Raw genomic sequence first — 18,255 nt, 5'->3', positions numbered from 1 at the left:
CAGCCGCGCAATACTCTGATCGGGTTCCAGAATTGCAGCGTTGGCGCCTTCCGGCTGGTCCCGCACAAACCAGGCGAAGGTAAGGCTCCCGCCTTCCGGATCGCGGCTCGCTTCGCCATTGAGGACATGCCCGACCGGATCGATGCTGCCGGAGAAGTTTTCACCGGCATCCGCAGAGGGGGGCTGGTTGGCAGCTGGCGGCGGGCCGCCATTGCCGCCACCGCCATTTCCGGGTCCACCATCCCCGGCCGGTGCACCGCTGCCACCGCCGCCGCCGCAGGCTGAAACCAATACAAAAAGCGCAGCGATCGCTGCGGTAAATCCAGCCCGCACAGTTCAAGACCCCTCTCAATGATAACCGAGAGATTGCGGAAACAGGCCCTCAGCGCAACCGTTAAATGTGCGGCAACACACCGGCACAACGCCTTGTGAGGATAAAGGAATTCGGAATCTCTCCCCGCAGGCGAAACGAAGCCGATCTGCGCGCCGTGATTGCAGCGGGGATGTTTACGCCGGCCGCCGGCATTGACGCGCGCCCTGCCCTCGCAGACAGTTGCCGGCATGAAACGCGCCCTGTCTTTCGCCGCTGCCCTCGTCTGTGCTGCCAGCGCCGCCGCGCCGCCCGGATTGTCCGAAACTGTCCCGGCGGTGACCCCGCCTGTCCAGGATTGGCGCGCGGTTGACCCGGAAAATCTCGTCCTTGTCACGCTGGAGACCGGCACCGTCGCCATCGAGCTTTACCCAGAAGCCGCCCCGGCGCATGCCGCGCAGATCCGCGAAGCGGTGCGCGAAGGCTTCTATGACGGGGAATATTTCTACCGCGTCGTCGAAGGCCATGTTGCCCAGGCTGGCCGGGAGTTTCCGATGTCCGTTGCCGCCTGGCCCACCCTGCCCTTCGAAGCCGAACGCGAGATCCCCGCAGACGGCTTTGTGCCCCAGGGCAATGGCGATCTCTATGCCGCTGAAGTGGGCCACCGCGACGGCTTTGCCGTCGGCCGCGAGGGCGGCAGGGAATGGCTGCTCAACTGCCCCGGCGCCCTCGGCATGGCCCGCGACAACAACCCCGAAAGCGGCTCCACCGAAATCTTCGTCCCCCTCCAGCCCCGGCGCTATCTGGACCGCAACTACACCGTTTTCGGGCGGGTGATCGATGGCATGGAATTCATTCACCGCCTGCCCCGCGTTGATCCGTCAACAGAAGAAGAGATGAACGCCCTGTTTGGCGAAGACACCGAACTCGCCCATCAGATCAGCCAGTATCGCCGCTCGAAACTCGCAGAAAACCAGATCCGCTCTGCCCGCATGGCCGCCGATATTCCGGTGGAGAACCGCCCGGCCTATGATGTGATGCAGACGCCCTCTGCCACATGGGACGCCCTCAAGGAGTCCAAGCGCGACTATTCCGGCATCGCCGCGCTCGCCTATGTCCCGCCCAAGGTGCTGGACATCTGCGCCCTTCCCGTGCCTGCCCGCCGCGTGGGCGAATAGGCGGCGCGGAAACAGGCATTTGCCAACCTTACGCAATTATAATCTGCCTCGAATCCATCGCGAAACAGCGCACTAGCGCCGCCGCTTCCGCGCGGGCCGCAAACCCGGCCCGATCCTGCCTTGCCAGCTTCTGCCGCTCATAGTTTCGTTTGACTGAGGGTGCCCCGGACACGCCAGTCCGGGCGGGCAACGTGTGTGCCTGGGGGCGGCGTCGGCAGTGACGGCAAGAGGCAGGGCTTCGTGGGAATGGCGTTCGAGGGAAAGACACAAGGCCCGGAGAGACCCTCCGAGCTTGAAGGCAAGACACAGACCGGGCGGCGCTGTTTCGTCATCCTGCCCTATCCGGCCAGCGATGAAGACAGCCAGGCGCCAGACTTTGACGCGGTGTTTGAAGATCTCATCCGCCCGGTCATCGAGGATCTGAACCTCGACATCATCCGCGCCGACCGGGTGAGCCGTTCCGGCCTCATCCATAAGGAGATGATCGAGAACCTGCTGGAGGCCGATGTGGTGATTGCGGACGTCACCCTCGGCTCGCCCGACGTGTTCTTCGAACTCGGCATCCGCCAGACGGCGCGACGGGCGGGCACGGTTATCCTGCGCCATGCCCGCTCCACGGCGCCTTTCTCCATCTCCGGCATGCGCGCGGTCGACTATGAACTTGAAGCGCGCGGGGGCATCTCGCGCCAGCAGGTGATCGAAGACTGCCGCACCTTGCTGCGCACGCATGTCCGTAACAGCCTGGACAATCCGAGCACGGACAGCCTCGTCCACACGCTGATGCCCGGCATGGAAGTCTCCCTGCCCGGCCGCATCATTCCCGACCGGCGCTACATCTCCTACCGGGTCGGCCCGCAGGGCCCCAAGCCTTCCAAGCTGATCGAGCTGGTGACCGGAGACCTCGCCGACATTGACGACATTGATGTCTGGGTGAACCCGGAAAACACCCGGATGGAATTTGGCCGTTTCCATGAAGCCTCGGTGTCGGCGGCGATCCGCTATCTCGGCTCCAAGCGCGACCGGCACGGATTTGTACGCGACGACATGATCGCCCGCCTGCTGGCCCAGCGCGCCGGTGGCCACCAGCTGCGCACCGGGGTTGAGCCGGCCACCGCCCTTCTCACCGAGCCGGGCATGCTGCGCAAAACCAACAAGGTCCGCCTTCTGGTCCACACGGCCGCCTATCAGGGCGAGCCGGGCCGGGGCTACCGCCTCATCGGGGCCTATCGCAAATGCGTCGGCAACGCGCTGGCGACCATCGATGCGGAGAACAACCGGTTCGGCGCAAAGATGAGCCCGAAAAAGGCGCTCAAATCCGTGCTGATCCCCCTCTTCGGCACGCGCAGCGGCGGGGAGAGCCCGCATGAGCGCGCGCAAGGCCTGATCCAGACTGCCCAGCAATACCTGCTCAACTGGCCGGACTCGAAGATCGAACGCGCCGTCTTCCTGTGCCACACCCAGGCCGACCTGGAACTCGCCCAGGCCGCGCTCTATCGTCTCGGCCTGCGCGCGGTGTCGGTGCCCAGGGGCGGACGGGCTTAGGTTTCCTGTGAGTTTGCGCCGCTGCGATGATATGCACATCTTGCGGCGTTTACCTATTTTAAGCACTATATGTGGTGTGTTGAATGTCCCGAAGGCCAGATTCGCTGGCCCCGCAGACGCCTGACTTGATGGAGCCCGACCCATGGCAAATGTAAGCACTGACCGCCCCGGCCTGCTGACGCCGAGCAATGCCTACAAGCCGTTCCGCTATCCGTGGGCCTATGAGTTCTGGAAGAAGCAGCAACAGGTTCACTGGATGCCCGAGGAAGTACCCCTCGGCGAAGACTGTAAAGACTGGGCGGTGAAGCTCTCGGACGCCGAGCGCAACCTGCTGACCCAGATCTTCCGCTTCTTCACCCAGTCGGATGTCGAAGTCGGCGCCAACTATATGGAACACTACATGCCGCTGTTTAAGCCGGTGGAAGTGTCCATGATGCTCGCCTCCTTCTCCAATATGGAGACGATCCATGTGGCGGCCTATGCCCTGCTGCTGGAAACCATCGGCATGCCGGATTCAGAATTCTCCGCCTTCATGGAATACAAGGAGATGGCCGCAAAGCACGACTATCTCGGCCAGTTCGGCACCGAGACGAATGAAGACATCGCCGTCTCGATGGCCGTGTTCGGCGCCTTCACCGAAGGGCTGCAGCTGTTTGCCTCCTTCGCGATGCTGATGAACTTCCCGCGCTTCAACAAGATGAAGGGCATGGGCCAGATCGTCACCTGGTCGATCCGCGATGAGAGCCTCCACTGCGAAGGCATGATCAAGCTGTTCCATTCCTTCTGCGCCGAAACCGGCGTCATGACGGATGAGCTGCGCGAGCGTATCCGCGACTGTTGCCGCACCGTGGTGGCGCTGGAAGACAAGTTCATCGAACTGGCCTTCGAGATGGGCCCGGTCGAAGGCATGACGGCCGACGACATCAAGAACTACATCCGCTACATCGCCGACTGGCGCCTCAACCAGCTCAAGCTCGAGCCGATCTACGGCGTGACCAAACACCCGATCCCGTGGCTGACCGAAATCCTCAACGGGGTCGAGCACGCCAACTTCTTCGAGCAGCGCTCCACCGAATATTCCAAGGGCGCCACCAAGGGCGACTGGCACGGCGACGATGGCGTCTGGGGCCGCTTCGACGCCCGCAAGAACGCTGGCACGGATACTGTTCCGGCGGAGTGATCATGCTTCCAAACTCCTTCTCCCTTGGGAGAAGGAGTTTGTGACACTTAAGACGAGCTGCCGTTTAAAGCCCTTTGCCCTTCGGGCCCTGCCCCGCTAATGATTGGGCGGACCCATGAGCGCTGACGATTCCTCCACAGGCGATGACGCCACTGGCGCCCTTTTCGGGGGCGGGGACGCGCCTGCGCCCGGCAAGACCTATGAGGTGCTGGCCCGGAAATACCGCCCGCGCCGCTTTGAGGACCTGATCGGCCAGGAAGCGATGGTGCGCACGCTGTCCAACGCCTTCGAAACCGGCCGGATCGCCCATGGCTTCATGCTGACGGGCGTGCGCGGGGTGGGCAAGACGACCACGGCGCGCCTGCTGGCCCGCGGCCTGAACTATGAGCCCAAGGCGGATGCGAAGGGCAAGAAGGGCAAGGCGGCTGGCCCCTCCATCCATCTCGACCCGCCGGGCGAGCATTGCGACGCGATCATGGCGAGTCGGCATCCTGATGTGCTGGAGCTCGACGCCGCCTCCCGCACCGGCGTCGCCGATATGCGCGACTTGCTGGATTCGGCGCGCTACGGGCCGGTGTCCGCTCGCTACAAGGTCTATATCATCGACGAAGTTCACATGCTGTCGAATGCGAGCTTCAACGCGCTGCTCAAGACGCTGGAAGAACCCCCGCCGCATCTGAAGTTCATCTTTGCGACGACCGAGATCCGCAAGGTGCCGGTGACGGTTCTCTCGCGCTGCCAGCGGTTTGATCTCAAACGCCTCGATAGCGGCGAGCTTTCCCGCCACCTTGGCAATGTGGCGCAGAGCGAGGGGGCGAATGTTTCCGAGGAAGCCCTCGCCCTGATTGCGCGGGCAGCCGAAGGCTCTGTGCGCGACGGGCTGTCGCTGCTCGATCAGGGCATTGTTCAGACTACGGACGGCGAGGAAGTCAGCGGCGCGGCAGTGCGCGCGATGCTGGGACTGGGCGACCGGGCGCGGCTGCTGGACGCGGTGGAGAAAGCCGTTGGCGGCGACGCCAAAGGGGCGCTCGCCGAAGTGCGCGAGCAGGTGGCGGGCGGGGCTGATCCGGCAGTGATCCTGAAGGACATCCTTGATATTGCAGCCGATATTTCCGTGGCGCAGGCAACCGGCGACGACTGGACGCAGGCCGGCCCGGCCGACTGGGCAAACCGCACCAGAGCGCTGGCCCAGCGCCTGACGCCCGCGCAGGCCGCGCGCAACTGGCAGCTGTTGCTCTCTGGCTACGGCGACCTTCAGGTGGCGCCCGACCCGGCAACCGCGCTGAACATGGTGATCCTGCGGCTGGCGGCGGCCTCTACCCTTCCGTCGCCGGAAGAAGCGGCCCGGATGATAGCCGAGGGGTCCCGTCCGCCGGGAAAGGATAATCCGCCCCTTAAGGCACCGCCGCAGGCGCCCGGCGGCATAGAGAGCTTTGCCGACATGATCGCCATCATGGTGGCCGCGCGCGAGGTGGGGCTGCAGGTGGATACCGAGCGGTTTGTGCGGCCTTCGCATTTTGAACCCGGAAAGCTTGCCTGCGCGCTGGCGCCGGGGGCGCCGCAGGGGCTGTTGGGGCGGCTGAAAATCTTCCTGGAAACCTATAGCGATCTCGACTGGAGCGTGGAGGAAGCCGACACCGATACCGAGTCGGTGCGCGAGCGGGAGCGGCGAGAAAAGGCCGAGCGGATCGAGAGCGCCAAACAGGACCCACGGGTGGCAGCCGCGCTGGCCCTGATACCCGGCGCCATCATCCTGGATGTAGAAGATCCGCCTGAACTGCTTGAAATGGAGGGCGGCGAGGGCGATGTGACCAGCAACGTTATACCCTTGAAAACCCGCCGGCCGGCCTGACGGAGACCCGATCACCATGAAAGACCTCGCCCAGATCATGCAGCAAGCCCAGGCCATGCAGGCCAAGATGGCGGAAGTGCAGCAGAAAATCGAGAATACCGAAGCCGACGGCGTTGCCGGGGCCGGCCTTGTGCGCGTGAAGCTGCGCGGCAAGGGCGAGCTGATCTCGGTAACCATCGACAAAAGCCTGATGGGGGACGATCCGGAGATCGTGGAAGACCTGATCAAGGCAGCCCATTCGGACGCGCGCAAGCGGCTGGACCAGGCGATGGAAGACGCGATGAAGACGGCCACGGCCGGGTTTGGCGGGATGCTGCCGGGGTTCAAGCTGCCGTTTTAGGGAAGAGGGAAGGCCCTCACCTCCCATCGCTTTGCGATGGGCCCCTCCTCTCCCGCTGAGCGGGAGAGGAGTAAGCCCGGGCCGGGATGACATACCCCTCAGACTCAGGCAGAAGGCCAACCCATGTCACAGCGTTCTGCCGGTCCTGAACTTTTGCGCCTGATTGATCTGATCGCGAAGCTTCCGGGCCTTGGGCCGCGGTCGGCGCGGCGGGTGGCGTTGCATCTGCTCAAGCGCAATGACACGCTGCTGAAACCGCTGGCCGAGGCGCTGGCCGAAGCGGGCGCGAAGATCCAGAAATGCGCGACCTGCGGCAACTTCGATACCGTGCAGCCTTGCGCCGTATGCCAGATGCCGGGGCGCGATGACGGGATCATCTGTGTTGTGGAAGATGTGCCCGACCTGTGGGCGCTGGAACGGGGCGGCTCGTTCCGGGGGCGCTATCATGTTCTGGGCGGCGCGCTGTCGGCGATTGACGGGATCGGGCCGGAAGATCTGGGCATTGCCAGCCTTGTCGCCCGCGTCGACGCCGGCGGGGTGCGCGAGGTGATCCTGGCGCTCAATGCAACAGTGGATGGTCAGACCACGGCGCATTATGTGGCCGACCTGCTGGCCGGAAAAGGCGTGGATGTGACGCGGCTCGCGCACGGGGTTCCCGTGGGCGGTGAGCTGGATCATCTCGATGATGGCACGCTGGCAGCGGCCTTGCGGTCTCGGCGGGGCGTTTAGCCGGTCTCGAGCCTTTGCGCCGCGCGCTCGACCTGCCCCTGCAGCAAGCGCAGGATGCGGCGGTTTATTCTTGGGATATGCGCGCCGGGCGCGTCTGCCTGTGGGCTGGATGGCAATAGCCGGCCTGGCTTTTCCCAGATCAGGCGGCGCATGCGCTCGATATGGGGCCAGGGATTTTCAAACACGGTTTCCAGCGCCTGATAGCGGCGCACGAGCTGGGCGGCTGGCAGCAGCGTGGCCGTCCGGGGCGTGGGCGCCTCTCGCGGGGACGTAGCTCCATCGGCCTCAGCAGGTTGCTCATGAAGCCGTGTTTCGCGGGTGCGGGCCCTGGCGGTTTCGGTGAGGCGAAAGCGCAGCGGGCGGCGCGCGCCCGGTAGCGCGGGTGAGGACGGCGGCATTGCCCCGGTGGCCGCAGGGGGCGCCGGGCTTGCGGGAGGGTCCAGCGGCGGCAGCGCGCCGAAGGTGGCAGCGATGAGGAACAGCGCCCGGCGCGTGAGGCATTCGATATAATTGATTTCGGCGTCGAGCTTCGCGTGTTCCTCGCGGGGCAGGAAGACGGTGTATCCGAAGCGGCCAATGCCGAGGCGTTCGGCCAGCCCCATGGCCAGACGCTCTGCCATCATCTGGGCAAAGCGGATCAGGCTGTTGATGGGGGTGGTCCAGGTGAGCGCCATGACCCTTAGAATGCCGTTTTCCGGGTCCCCGGCGGATTGGGGCGGGGGAAGAGTTTCAGGAAAACAAGGCGCGCGAGCGGCGGGGCGCGGGGATAGACCCGGCGCCTATCCCCCTTCCCCGGCGCGCCACAGACGGACAAAGCCGGACACGGCCGGGACAATCCCGGACACATGCGGGACAGATCCAGGACAGTCCGGGACACTTTGGGACAGTTTTTGCCAGAGGTGACCTGCGGCGCTGGCGCGGCGCAGGACTCGCCTGACTTTCCCGCCATTCGGGGTGGGTTCGTGTTCCTTATGTTCAAATCTTGGGCAGTCTTGCCTGCGGGGGTGGCAATTGCAGCGCGAAGGACTGCAATTCGCCTGAGGGGGGAAGGCTGTCATTGCGCTGTCGCAGACGCACGCTAATTGTTGCATTGCAGCATGAGCCAGGCCGCTCCGGTCAAGGCCACGGCGCGCAGCCCCGTCCACCGGGACTGCGATGACCGAACCGGAGCAGGAAAAATCCCTGGACGCGTTGCGGGAGGAGTTTCAGCCGGCGAGACCGGCGCTAACTCTGAAGGACTAAATCAATGCTGAAAGCTACTTCGATGATCCTGGCCGCTGCCATGGTTCTCACCCCTGTTGCCGCCGCAGAGTCGCTGAAAGAAGTGACCCTGAAGATGGACTATGACCCTGCCGCGCTGACCAGCGAAGCCGGCGCTGCCACCCTCGTCAGCGAGCTGAAGCGGGAAGCCCGCAAAGTCTGCTCGCAGCGCATGCCCGCCATCGGCAGCGTGTATGTCGACACCACCTGCGCCGATACGCTGGTGAAATCGGCTGTACAGCAGATCCATGCGGATGTCAGCGATGCTGGCCAGGCCGTTGCGCCTGAGTTCCAGCGCCTTGCGGCCGTGGACTACGCGCTCGCCAACTGAACGTTTTGCGCCCTGATCCCCCGATCAGGGCGCTCGCGCCTGTTCCTGTAATCGGCCCCGTAATCGGCCTTTGAGAGTCTGCGGCGCGCTTCCCGGCGCCGCGCCCCGCCACCTGTTGTTTCCGGAACAACGCCAGACCATTGTTTCCTCCCGGTCTTTGGCGTTGGAGGGGTCATCCAGGCCAAGGGGGGCCCCTCACTCCAGCCCCTTTGTCCGGCCCGCGCCAGGGCACGCGCCGGGGCACCAAGAGTTGACCCCGCAGGCGAGCCCGACAATATGGCGCCGGGCCGATAAGCGGGGAGCCTATGCCGCGACACTTCAGACTTGTGGGCTTTCTGGCCCTGCTGGCTATGTGTGGGTTTGCGCCCGGAATGTGGGCGCAGGGCCCTGGCGTGGGCATTGGCACCGGCGAAGACCTGGCGGGCGCCTGCGCCGACGATGATGGCGCAGCCTGTTTAGCGCTGGGCGCGCAGCAATATGGGGCCGAGGGCGAGGCCGGCGCGCTGGCGCTGTTCAGCCAGGCCTGTGACCTGGGCGAGGCGGCGGCCTGTCTGCGCCTTGGCGGGGAGCTGGAATTTCCTGATTTCGGAGAGACCGACAGCGAGGGCGCGCTGGCGGCCTATACCAGGGCCTGCGCGCTGGGCGCGGCGCAGGGCTGTGACCGCGCGGGCATCGCGGCAGGTGATCTGCCTGCGGAGGATGCCGGCGCGCCCCTGCCCCCGCCTGCCGAAGGGCAAGCTGCGGCGGCAGACGAAGCCGTCATCGTGGGCGTGATTGCGCCGCCTGCGGAAGACCCTTTTACCGGCTTTGCCAGCGAGGCGCTGCCCGATCTCGATTTCGGGACGCCGGTGAGCGATGTGACGCCGGAGGCTGAGATGGCGGCAGCGGAAGGCGAAGACGCGCTGTTTTCAACTGAGACGGCAGAGCCGGCAGCGGCGCCTTCGGAAGAAGACCTTCTGCTGGCGGAGGAGCGCCGGGCCATGGGCGAGGCGTGCGGCCGGGGCGAGATGGAGGCGTGCGAGATGTTTGCTGCCTGGTTGCGCGATGGCACCGGGGGCGCCGAAGACCGGGTGCGCGCGCGGCGGATATTCTCTGTGATCTGTACGGAAGGATCGGTGAAGGGCTGCTATGAGCTGGGCTGGATGATGTATGACGCCGGGATCGGCAGCGGGAGCGGGCTGGATACCGACGCGCTGGAAATGTCGCGGGCGCGGTTCCTGTTTTCCGAAACGTGCATGGCGGGCATTGTCGAAGCCTGCCTTCAGGGGGCGGACATGCGGCGCAATGGCGTGGGCGGGCGGGTGGATGTTGACGGCGCCGGGCGGCTTTATGCGATTGCGTGCGAGGCGGGGCTGGACGCGGGATGCCTGATGGCCGCGCCGGAGGATGCGCTGGCGGTGGAGGCTGAAGCGGTTGAGGCGGAGGCGTCTGAGGGCGCGAGTTTGGCGGAAGAGACTATCTCTGAAGAGATTACTTCTGAAGATTCTGCGCCGGAAGAATAAAGCCGGCCCAAAAAAATCCCGGAGCACCGCGGGGGTGGCGTCCGGGAAGTCAGCGGGATGGACCGCGGGATTATTCGCTTGTGGGGGTCTGGTCTTTCTGGCGGGTCTTGCCGACGCCCAGAACCATGCCGAGGCCGATCAGCGTGATGGCGCCGACGCCGATCCAGACGAGGGCTACGCCCAGAAGGAAGGCGCCATAGGCAAGGCCTGCAACAAACAGCAGGAAACCGATCAGATAAATCGTAAAAGACGACATGGGGGCTCTCCACACACAGATTGTGTTCGGAGCTTAAACGCGCCGGGCGCGGGAAGGTTCCCGGCGGGGGGCCGATGCTGGCCCCGGATTTTCCGCCCGCAGCGTTACGCCTTATGGTTGACAGCACATTCGCTTTGGCTAACCTCGCCTGAGGGAGGCAGATCACATGAAACGAACGGGTCTCTTACTTGCGGGGCTTTTACTTGCGGGTCTGGCGCTGGCGGGATGCGCGGCGCGCGGCGCCCCGCCGCCACCCCTTGCCATGGCCTGCCCTGTCGCGGTTGAAGCGGCTGTCTATCCCCGGCCGGATTATCCGCCGACTGAAGCACAGGCCGGATATGAAGATGATTGTCTGGTGCGGTTTGATGTCGACGCGTCTGGCGCGCCGGTCAATCTGGACGCGCGCTGCACCTACAAAGCCTTTGCCGAGTCTGCCGAGGCGGCAATGAAAACCGCACGCTTTGATCGGGCGCTGGCCCGCAAGCTGCCCGCGGGCGCGCAATGCGCCAGCTATCCCATCAGTTATGAACTGATGGGATAGAACCGGGATAACTGCCGGGCGCGGACTTAAGCGTCGGCGGTTTGTTTGGAGCGGCGTTTGCGGTCATTGGGGTCGAGCCAGATTTTCCGCAGGCGGATATTCTTGGGCGTGACTTCCACGAGTTCGTCATCGGCGATGTAAGCCAGGGATTTTTCCAGCGTCATCATCAGCGGCGGGGTGAGGCGGACGGCTTCATCCGTACCCGACGCGCGCATGTTGGTGAGCTTCTTGCCCTTGAGGACGTTCACTTCCAGATCGTTGTCGCGGTTGTGTTCGCCCACGATCATGCCGCCATACACCTTGTCGCCGGGATGGATCATCATCGGGCCACGGTCTTCGAGGTTCCAGAGCGCGAAGGCAACGGCCTCTCCCTGCTCCATGGCGATCAGAACGCCGGTGTGGCGGCCCTGGATCTTGCCTTTGTGGGGCAGGTATTCGTGGAAGATGCGGTTCATGATGGCGGTGCCGCGGGTATCCGACAGCAGCTCGCCCTGATAGCCGATCAGGCCGCGCGTGGGCGCGTGGAAGACAAGGCGCGTGCGGCCAACGCCGGAAGGGCGCATGTCGAGCATCTCGGCTTTGCGCTCGTTCATTTTCTGAACGACGATGCCGGAATGGTCGTCATCGACATCGATGATGACTTCCTCGATCGGCTCCAGCTTTTCGCCGTTCGGGCCTTCCTGCATCAGGACCTGCGGGCGGGCGACGCCCAGTTCGAAGCCTTCGCGGCGCATCGTCTCGATAAGGACGGAGAGCTGAAGCTCGCCCCGGCCGGAAACGGTGAAAGCTTCGGCGTCGGTGGCACGGTCTACCTTCAGGGCGACGTTGCCTTCGGCTTCTTTCAGGAGACGGTCCCAGATGAGGCGCGAGGTGACTTTGGTGCCTTCGGTGCCGGCCAGCGGGCTGTCGTTGACGCGGAAGGTCATCGAGATGGTAGGCGGGTCGATCGGCTGGGCGGCGAGCGGCTCGGTGACCGACGGATCGCAGAAGGTGTCGGCGACGTTGGCCTTGGTCATGCCGGCCAGGGAGACGATGTCGCCGGCGGAGGCCTCATCGACCGGCACGCGCTCAAGGCCGCGGAAGGCGAGGACTTTGGAGATGCGGCCCTGCTCGACGAGCTGGCCATCGCGCGCGAGGACCTTGATCGACTGGTTCGGCTTGATCGAGCCAGAGAGGATCCGGCCGGTGAGGATGCGGCCGAGGAAAGGGTCTGCCGAAATGGTGGTGGCGAGGAACCGGAACGGGCCCTCTGCCACTTTTGGGGTCGGCACATGGTCCACGACCAGCTGGAAGAGTTCGTCCATGTTGGGGCGAACTTCTTCATACTGGGTCGACATCCAGCCCATCTTGCCCGAGCCGTAGAGGACGGGGAAATCGAGCTGCTCATCGGTGGCGTCGAGATTTGCGAAAAGATCGAAGACTTCGTTGAGCACTTCGTCCACGCGGCGCTCGGCCTTGTCGATCTTGTTGATGGCCACGATGGGGCGCAGGCCGAGCTTCAGGGCCTTGGAGACCACGAATTTGGTCTGCGGCATGGGGCCTTCGGCCGAGTCGACGAGGACGATCACGCCGTCCACCATGTCGAGAATACGCTCCACCTCACCGCCGAAGTCGGCGTGGCCGGGGGTGTCGACGATGTTGATGCGGTAGCCATTCCACTCGACCGAGGTTGTCTTGGCGAGGATGGTGATGCCGCGTTCTTTCTCCAGATCGTTGGAGTCCATCATCCGCTCGGCCGTCTTTTCGTTGGCGCGGAAGGTTCCGGATTGTTTCAGGAGTTCGTCAACGAGCGTGGTCTTGCCATGGTCAACGTGGGCGATGATGGCAATGTTGCGCATCTTTTCGAGGTGCGTGGTCATAGGGTCAGGCTTTCCGGCGGGCGGCGTTCGGGAGGAAAAACGGGCGCTGTCTGGTGGGTTTGGCGCGCACGTAGCAGACAAGCGGCGATTTGACTATGCCAGAGCGACATGTTTTGGCGCGCCGGGACGTGGGCCGCGACGGGTCTTGACGGGCGGCGCCGCGCCCGGCAGCACGGATGGCATGCATCCGCCATTTGCCACCGCCCCCCTGCTCTCCGGTGTTTCCGGGCTATCCCATGGTTACTTCGGCCGCAAAGGCGGGGTTTCCGGCGGGATTTACGAGAGCCTCAATTCCGGCGAGGGATCGGGCGATGATCCGCGCAATATCGCGGAAAACCGGGCGCGGATTGCCGGGGCGCTGGGGGCGAAATGGCTGCTCTCCTGTTATCAGGTACATTCGCCGGACGTGGTGACGGTGACGGCGCCGTGGAGCGAGCGGCCAAAGGCCGATGCGATGGTGACAGACCGGCCGGAGCTCGGGCTCTGCATCCTGTCTGCGGACTGCACGCCCGTCCTTTTTGCGGACCCAGAGGCGGGCGTGATCGGCGCGGCGCATGCGGGCTGGAAGGGCGCGATTGGCGGCGTTCTGGGGCAGACGCTGGCGGCGATGGAGCGGTTAGGCGCGAAACGCGAGCGCATCCGCGCGGCGATCGGGCCGACGATCCAGCAGGCGAGCTACGAAGTGGGGCCGGAATTCCGCGAGACGTTCCTCAGCCAGGACGGGGGCAGCGAAGATCTGTTCATTCCCGGCAAGGGCGACCGGTTTCAGTTTGACCTGCCCGGCTATTGCGCGCGGCAGCTGGAGCGGGCGGGCACCGGCGCGGTTTTCAATCTGGGGCATGACACCTGCGCGATGGAAGAGACCTATTTCTCCAACCGCCGCCGCAATCTGCGCGGCGAGCCTGATTATGGCCGGAATGCCGCAGGCATCGTTCTGCTGGCCTGATAAGGGCCGATTTGGCCGGATGGGGCCTGATCTGCTGCGGATTCCAGAATCCTGTGGCTTGCGACTCGCGGCTGCCTGTTACAAAAGCGTCGCGAACCCGGCCGGCCAGAAGAGAGCGACCCCATGAAGCTGATTTCCTGCAATGCAAACCGGCCGCTGTCTGACGCCATTGCCGATTATCTCGACATGCGGCTGACCCGCTCGGAGGTGAAAACCTTCGCTGACCAGGAAATCTTTGTCCGGATTGATGAGAATGTGCGCGGGGAGGATGTGTTCGTCATTCAGTCGACCTCCTATCCGGCCAACGATAATCTGATGCAGCTGTTGATCATGATGGACGCGCTGCGGCGCGCCTCGGCCCGGCGCATTACCGCTGTGATCCCCTATTTCGGCTATGCAAGGCAGGACCGCAAAACCGATGGCCGCACGCCGATTTCGGCCAAGCTGGTGGCAAATCTCATCTCGACGGCAGGCGCTGACCGGGTTTTGACGGTCGACCTGCATGCCGGGCAGATCCAGGGCTTTTTCGACATTCCGACCGATAACCTCTTTGGCGGGCCTGTGATGGTGGACGACATCAAGGAGCGTTACGGCAAGGAAAAGATCATTGTGGTCTCGCCTGATGTGGGCGGCGTGGTGCGGGCGCGCTCGCTGGCCAAGCGGCTGGATGATGCCGACCTGGCGATTGTCGACAAGCGCCGTCCGGAAGCGGGCAAATCGGAAGTGATGAACATTATCGGCGATGTGCGCGGGGCGCGCTGCATCATGCTGGACGATATGTGCGACAGTGGCGGCACGCTGGCGAACGCCGCCGCCGCGCTGAAGGAGCATGGCGCAAGTTCGGTTTCAGCCTATGTGACGCATGGGGTGCTGTCGGGCTCAGCCGTGGAGCGGATCGAGAAATCGGTGCTCGACGAGCTGGTGATGACCGACACGATCCAGCCGTCTGAACATGCGCTGAAATCGAAGAATATCCGCGTGCTTCCGATCTCTCCCCTGCTGGGCGAAGCGATCCGCCGGATTGCCAATGAAGAGAGCGTGTCGAAGCTGTTTGACCGCTAGGCAGCCCCGAACACGCGAAAACAAAAAACCCGCGAGATGGCTCGCGGGTTTTTTTGTGACGTTTTCTTCTGGATTAGGAAGCTACTCGACCGTCCAGCCGCGAGGGGTGGGGCGGGCGTCCAGTGTGATCGCCTCGTCCGGGGCGGTTGAGCGCCGCGCGCCGCGCGCCTGGCGCGAGGCGGAGAGGCGCATGGTGATGGCAACCGCCGCGAGGGTCAGGCCGGCTATGGCCGTGACCAGGGCGACGAGGCCCGCCACCAGGATCAGCATCAGCCCGGCGAGCAGCTGTGCCATCAGGGCCACCCCTGCCCGCAGGGCGCAGATCAGGCTGGCAACCGGGTCGGAAGGGGCGCGTGTGTGTACCATGGATTTCACTTTCACCCCTTAAAATGGCGCGATGATGGCGGAGCGTCAACGCAGGTGAGGCAATCTGTGTGCCATCAGGGGCAAAGACGGTTAATCCTGGCGCACGAGCAGGCCGCGCTCGGCCCGGATCTGAGCGTAAGCGGCGGTTATTGCCGCGGCCTTGGCATGGACGCTGCCTTCAAATTCACGCGGGGCGCCCATCTGCACGATCCGGTCTGGATGGTGGTCGGCCATCAGGCGGCGATAGGCGGAGCGGATGTCGGTAAACTCAGCGTCATGGGCGACGCCGAGCACGTGATAGGGATCGTCCCGGTCGGGCCCCAGATGGCTGGCGCGGATGCGGCGGAAAGTGGCCTCGCTGAAGCCGAAGGCGTCTGACACGGTGCGCAGATATTGGAGTTCCGGCTGGGTGATGACCCCGTCGGCGCCCGCAATCTGGAACAGGCCATCGAGCACACCCTCCAGCAGGCAGGGGCGGTGGCTGTAGCGCCGGCCAATGCGGCGGGCATAGGATTCGTAGCCTTTGACCGTCTGGCGGGCGAGATTGAACACCCGGCGGACATTCTCAGCTTCTTCCGGCGGGGCGCGGAAGACGCGGGCGAAAACCATGATCTCCCGGTCTGTGACCTGGCCATCGGCCATCGCCATCTTGGCGCCCAGACCGACCACGGCGGCGGTGAAGCCAATGTCGTTGGGATCGGGCGCGCAGGCGTCAGGCCCCGGCGCGGGGTCGGGGTCAGGACCATGGTCGAACAGGCGCCGGCCACTTTCGAGGAGTGTTGTCCAAAGGCTCATGAGCAACTCTGTTTATAGCAGGCATCCGCGCGGCTTGGACAGAGAGGGTTTCTGACAAGCGCGTGAAGGTTATCGACACTACGGGCAGGATTGATGGGGGTTCCGGCCCTGAAATCATTAAACATTGGAAAGGGAGTGACCCATTTTCTATCGCGCGCCGTACACGATACCAGTTGGACATCCTTCCAGCGCCCGTTTGAAGACAGGATTTACCCATGAAGATGTTTATTTCTGCGGCAGCCGCCGCGCTGCTGATCGCCCTGCCCGCCGCCGCTGACCATCATGGCGGCAAGCATGAAAAAGGCGAGAAGGCCGAGAAGGCCGGCTATGAGAAGCCCACCACCGACATCGTTGAAACCGCTGCGGCGGCTGGCAGCTTCACTACGCTGCTGGCAGCAGCCGAGGCGGCAGGCCTCGTGGACGCGCTGAAGGGCGAAGGCCCGCTGACCGTGTTTGCGCCCACCGATGAAGCCTTTGCCAAGCTGCCCGCAGGCACGGTTGAGTCGCTGCTGCTGCCGGAAAACAAGGACGCCCTGGCCGGTATCCTGAAAATGCACGTGATCTCCGGCAAGGTGAAATCCAAGGATCTCGCCGGCAAGGTGATGGACGCCGAAACGATGAATGGCACGGTTTCAATCGACGGGACCGATGGCGTGACCGTGAATGGCGCGACCGTGACGACCGCCGACATCAAGACCAGCAACGGCATCATCCATGTGATCGACACGGTGTTGCTGCCCGCCAGCTGACACTGGCCTGACACACTGGGCCTGACGCCTTCCCCTCCATCTGAACCTGTGCCTGGGCCGCAATGCCCAGGCATTTTTTTTGCAAGGCACTGGCGTAACGGGCGGAAAATATTCGCCTCAGGAGAGAATCTGAAAATACACCGGGAACGAATCTTCGTGGCGGTCGTTTTTAACCTGAAAGAAACGAATTCTCGACGGTGGCTGCCGGAGGACTGATGATGAAGACGCTGATTGCTGCCGCTTCTGCGGCCCTTATGATCGCCCTGCCCGCGCTGGCTGAATCTGACGCCGCCGGAAGCATGAATGCCAGTATCGGTCTTGGAAAGGCGCGCGCCGTTGCCGCTGTTTCCGCCCAGCCTTCGGACACATTGCTGGCCAAGGCTTCGGAGGCCGGGAAATTTTCCACGCTGCTGTCTGCCATCAATGCAGCGGGCGTGGAGGAAGCGCTCAGCGGGCCCGGCGCCTATACGATCTTTGCGCCAACCGACGCCGCGTTTGCCAAGCTGCCCGATGGGGCAATGGAAACCCTGATGAAGCCGGAAAACCGCGATCAGCTGATCGCCCTGCTGCAGATGCATGTTGTGGCCGGCGATGTGATCACGGCTGAAAAGGCGAGCGGGCAACAGTTTACTGCCGAAACGCTCAACGGGCCGGTGGCGATTGATGGCACCGATCCGGCATCCGGCGTGTGGGTGAATGCGGTGTCTGTGGACGGGCCGGATATTCGGGCGTCCAACGGCGTGATCCTGGCGATCGATACGCTGCTGCTGCCGGCAGGATAATCCGTAGGCCGACTTTCAAGCGCGTCATTAAACCTTGGACAGGCCGGGGAACCATCCGCCGCGCTTGTCATTGATGGGGTTAGCGGGCGTCGAAGCCTGAATACCAAACCTTCAAAGGAGGACGCCATGAAAACGCTGATCCCTGCGGCCCTTGCCGCGCTGCTGCTGGCGGGTCCTGCGCTGGCGGGCGGGCCTGTCCCACAAAACCTGATCCACCCTGCCCAGTACTGGACCGGCGCAGAGGGCGAAGGCCAAACCGATGTGGTCGAAGCCGCGGCCAATACCGGCGCGTTCAACACATTGCTGTCTGCCGCCGAAGCGGCCGGGCTGGCCGATGAGCTGAAAGGCCCTGGTCCGTACACGGTGTTTGCGCCGACCGATGCCGCCTTTGCAAAAATGCCCGCCGGCACGCTGGAGCGCCTGATGCAGCCAGACAATCGCAGCCAGTTGGCGGCGTTGGTAAAGATGCATGTGGTTTCCGGCGCCAAGCTGACGACAGCGGATCTGGACGGCCAGCAGCTGACGGCGGAGACGCTGAACGGGCCGCTGGCGATTGATGCGTCTGACCCGATTTCGGGCGTGCGCGTCAACAATGCCGCCGTGACCCTGCCCGATATTGAAGCTTCGAATGGCGTGATCCACGCCATCGATACCGTTCTCCTGCCGGCCCCGTGA

The 18,255-nt window shown here is 64.0% G+C and carries 20 protein-coding genes; 15 read left to right on the top strand and 5 right to left on the bottom strand.

The window, feature by feature from the left end; genetic code table 11:
• The first annotated feature begins 126 nt into the window (after positions 1-126).
• The 7 genes from HNE_RS18665 (at position 127) to recR (ending at position 7,131) form a co-directional block, all read left to right on the top strand.
• Positions 127-285 carry a hypothetical protein gene (locus tag HNE_RS18665; protein WP_156950305.1) on the top strand — a complete coding sequence of 53 codons (159 nt, stop codon included), beginning with the start codon at positions 127-129 and terminating at the stop codon, positions 283-285.
• Positions 286-561: 276 nt separating this feature from the next.
• Complete coding sequence (locus HNE_RS01880) at positions 562-1,488, top strand: peptidylprolyl isomerase (RefSeq protein WP_011645405.1); 927 nt, start codon at positions 562-564, stop codon at positions 1,486-1,488.
• Between the two features lie 246 nt (positions 1,489-1,734).
• Positions 1,735-3,030 (top strand): macro domain-containing protein, encoded by a 1,296-nt coding sequence (locus HNE_RS17725; protein ID WP_011645404.1) that lies wholly within the window; start codon positions 1,735-1,737, stop codon positions 3,028-3,030.
• A 142-nt stretch (positions 3,031-3,172) separates the two neighbouring features.
• Positions 3,173-4,210, top strand: coding sequence for a ribonucleotide-diphosphate reductase subunit beta (locus HNE_RS01870; protein WP_011645403.1), 1,038 nt, complete (start codon positions 3,173-3,175; stop codon positions 4,208-4,210).
• A 115-nt stretch (positions 4,211-4,325) separates the two neighbouring features.
• Positions 4,326-6,062 carry a DNA polymerase III subunit gamma/tau gene (locus HNE_RS01865; RefSeq protein ID WP_011645402.1) on the top strand — a complete coding sequence of 579 codons (1,737 nt, stop codon included), beginning with the start codon at positions 4,326-4,328 and terminating at the stop codon, positions 6,060-6,062.
• A 16-nt stretch (positions 6,063-6,078) separates the two neighbouring features.
• Positions 6,079-6,402, top strand: coding sequence for a YbaB/EbfC family nucleoid-associated protein (locus HNE_RS01860; RefSeq protein WP_011645401.1), 324 nt, complete (start codon positions 6,079-6,081; stop codon positions 6,400-6,402).
• Positions 6,403-6,525: 123 nt separating this feature from the next.
• The gene (gene recR / locus HNE_RS01855; protein WP_011645400.1) at positions 6,526-7,131 is read left to right on the top strand and encodes a recombination mediator RecR; all 606 of its coding nucleotides are present in this window, start codon (positions 6,526-6,528) and stop codon (positions 7,129-7,131) included.
• Here the strand turns inward: recR and HNE_RS01850 are convergent.
• Complete coding sequence (locus HNE_RS01850; RefSeq protein WP_011645399.1) at positions 7,128-7,805, bottom strand: hypothetical protein; 678 nt, start codon at positions 7,803-7,805, stop codon at positions 7,128-7,130. The genes recR and HNE_RS01850 overlap by 4 nt on opposite strands.
• Before the next feature lie 572 nt (positions 7,806-8,377).
• On the opposite strand from HNE_RS01850, the gene HNE_RS01845 reads away from it, so the two are divergent.
• Both HNE_RS01845 and HNE_RS01840 read left to right on the top strand, forming a co-directional pair.
• Positions 8,378-8,722 carry a UrcA family protein gene (locus HNE_RS01845; RefSeq protein WP_011645398.1) on the top strand — a complete coding sequence of 115 codons (345 nt, stop codon included), beginning with the start codon at positions 8,378-8,380 and terminating at the stop codon, positions 8,720-8,722.
• Between the two features lie 305 nt (positions 8,723-9,027).
• Positions 9,028-10,224, top strand: coding sequence for a sel1 repeat family protein (locus HNE_RS01840; RefSeq protein ID WP_011645397.1), 1,197 nt, complete (start codon positions 9,028-9,030; stop codon positions 10,222-10,224).
• Positions 10,225-10,294: 70 nt separating this feature from the next.
• Here the strand turns inward: HNE_RS01840 and HNE_RS01835 are convergent, their stop codons facing one another.
• Positions 10,295-10,480, bottom strand: a complete 186-nt coding sequence (locus HNE_RS01835) for a hypothetical protein (protein ID WP_011645396.1) — start codon at positions 10,478-10,480, stop codon at positions 10,295-10,297.
• Positions 10,481-10,646: 166 nt separating this feature from the next.
• Here HNE_RS01835 and HNE_RS01830 point away from each other — a divergent pair, with 166 nt between their 5' ends.
• Entirely contained in the window at positions 10,647-11,021 is a 375-nt protein-coding gene (locus HNE_RS01830) for an energy transducer TonB (protein ID WP_011645395.1), read from the top strand.
• A 26-nt stretch (positions 11,022-11,047) separates the two neighbouring features.
• Here HNE_RS01830 and typA read toward each other — a convergent pair whose 3' ends face one another.
• Complete coding sequence (gene typA, locus HNE_RS01825) at positions 11,048-12,880, bottom strand: translational GTPase TypA (RefSeq protein WP_011645394.1); 1,833 nt, start codon at positions 12,878-12,880, stop codon at positions 11,048-11,050.
• A gap of 181 nt (positions 12,881-13,061) precedes the next feature.
• On the opposite strand from typA, the gene pgeF reads away from it, so the two are divergent.
• Both pgeF and HNE_RS01815 read left to right on the top strand, forming a co-directional pair.
• Positions 13,062-13,826 carry a peptidoglycan editing factor PgeF gene (gene pgeF, locus HNE_RS01820; RefSeq protein WP_011645393.1) on the top strand — a complete coding sequence of 255 codons (765 nt, stop codon included), beginning with the start codon at positions 13,062-13,064 and terminating at the stop codon, positions 13,824-13,826.
• 123 nt (positions 13,827-13,949) lie between these two features.
• Positions 13,950-14,888 (top strand): ribose-phosphate pyrophosphokinase, encoded by a 939-nt coding sequence (locus HNE_RS01815; protein WP_011645392.1) that lies wholly within the window; start codon positions 13,950-13,952, stop codon positions 14,886-14,888.
• 81 nt (positions 14,889-14,969) lie between these two features.
• Here HNE_RS01815 and HNE_RS01810 read toward each other — a convergent pair whose 3' ends face one another.
• Complete coding sequence (locus HNE_RS01810; protein WP_011645391.1) at positions 14,970-15,254, bottom strand: hypothetical protein; 285 nt, start codon at positions 15,252-15,254, stop codon at positions 14,970-14,972.
• Between the two features lie 90 nt (positions 15,255-15,344).
• Positions 15,345-16,049, bottom strand: a complete 705-nt coding sequence (locus HNE_RS01805; protein ID WP_035590788.1) for a molecular chaperone DjiA — start codon at positions 16,047-16,049, stop codon at positions 15,345-15,347.
• Positions 16,050-16,264: 215 nt separating this feature from the next.
• On the opposite strand from HNE_RS01805, the gene HNE_RS01800 reads away from it, so the two are divergent.
• The 3 genes from HNE_RS01800 (at position 16,265) to HNE_RS01790 (ending at position 18,255) form a co-directional block, all read left to right on the top strand.
• Positions 16,265-16,798 (top strand): fasciclin domain-containing protein, encoded by a 534-nt coding sequence (locus HNE_RS01800; protein ID WP_011645389.1) that lies wholly within the window; start codon positions 16,265-16,267, stop codon positions 16,796-16,798.
• Between the two features lie 215 nt (positions 16,799-17,013).
• Positions 17,014-17,580, top strand: coding sequence for a fasciclin domain-containing protein (locus HNE_RS01795; RefSeq protein WP_049754989.1), 567 nt, complete (start codon positions 17,014-17,016; stop codon positions 17,578-17,580).
• Positions 17,581-17,706: 126 nt separating this feature from the next.
• A complete protein-coding gene (locus tag HNE_RS01790) occupies positions 17,707-18,255 on the top strand; it encodes a fasciclin domain-containing protein (RefSeq protein WP_011645387.1) in 549 nt (182 codons plus the stop codon).

Origin of the sequence: Hyphomonas neptunium ATCC 15444 (assembly GCF_000013025.1) — a bacterium.
GTDB classification, from domain to species: domain Bacteria; phylum Pseudomonadota; class Alphaproteobacteria; order Caulobacterales; family Hyphomonadaceae; genus Hyphomonas; species Hyphomonas neptunia.
This window is presented reverse-complemented; position numbering and strand designations above follow the sequence as displayed.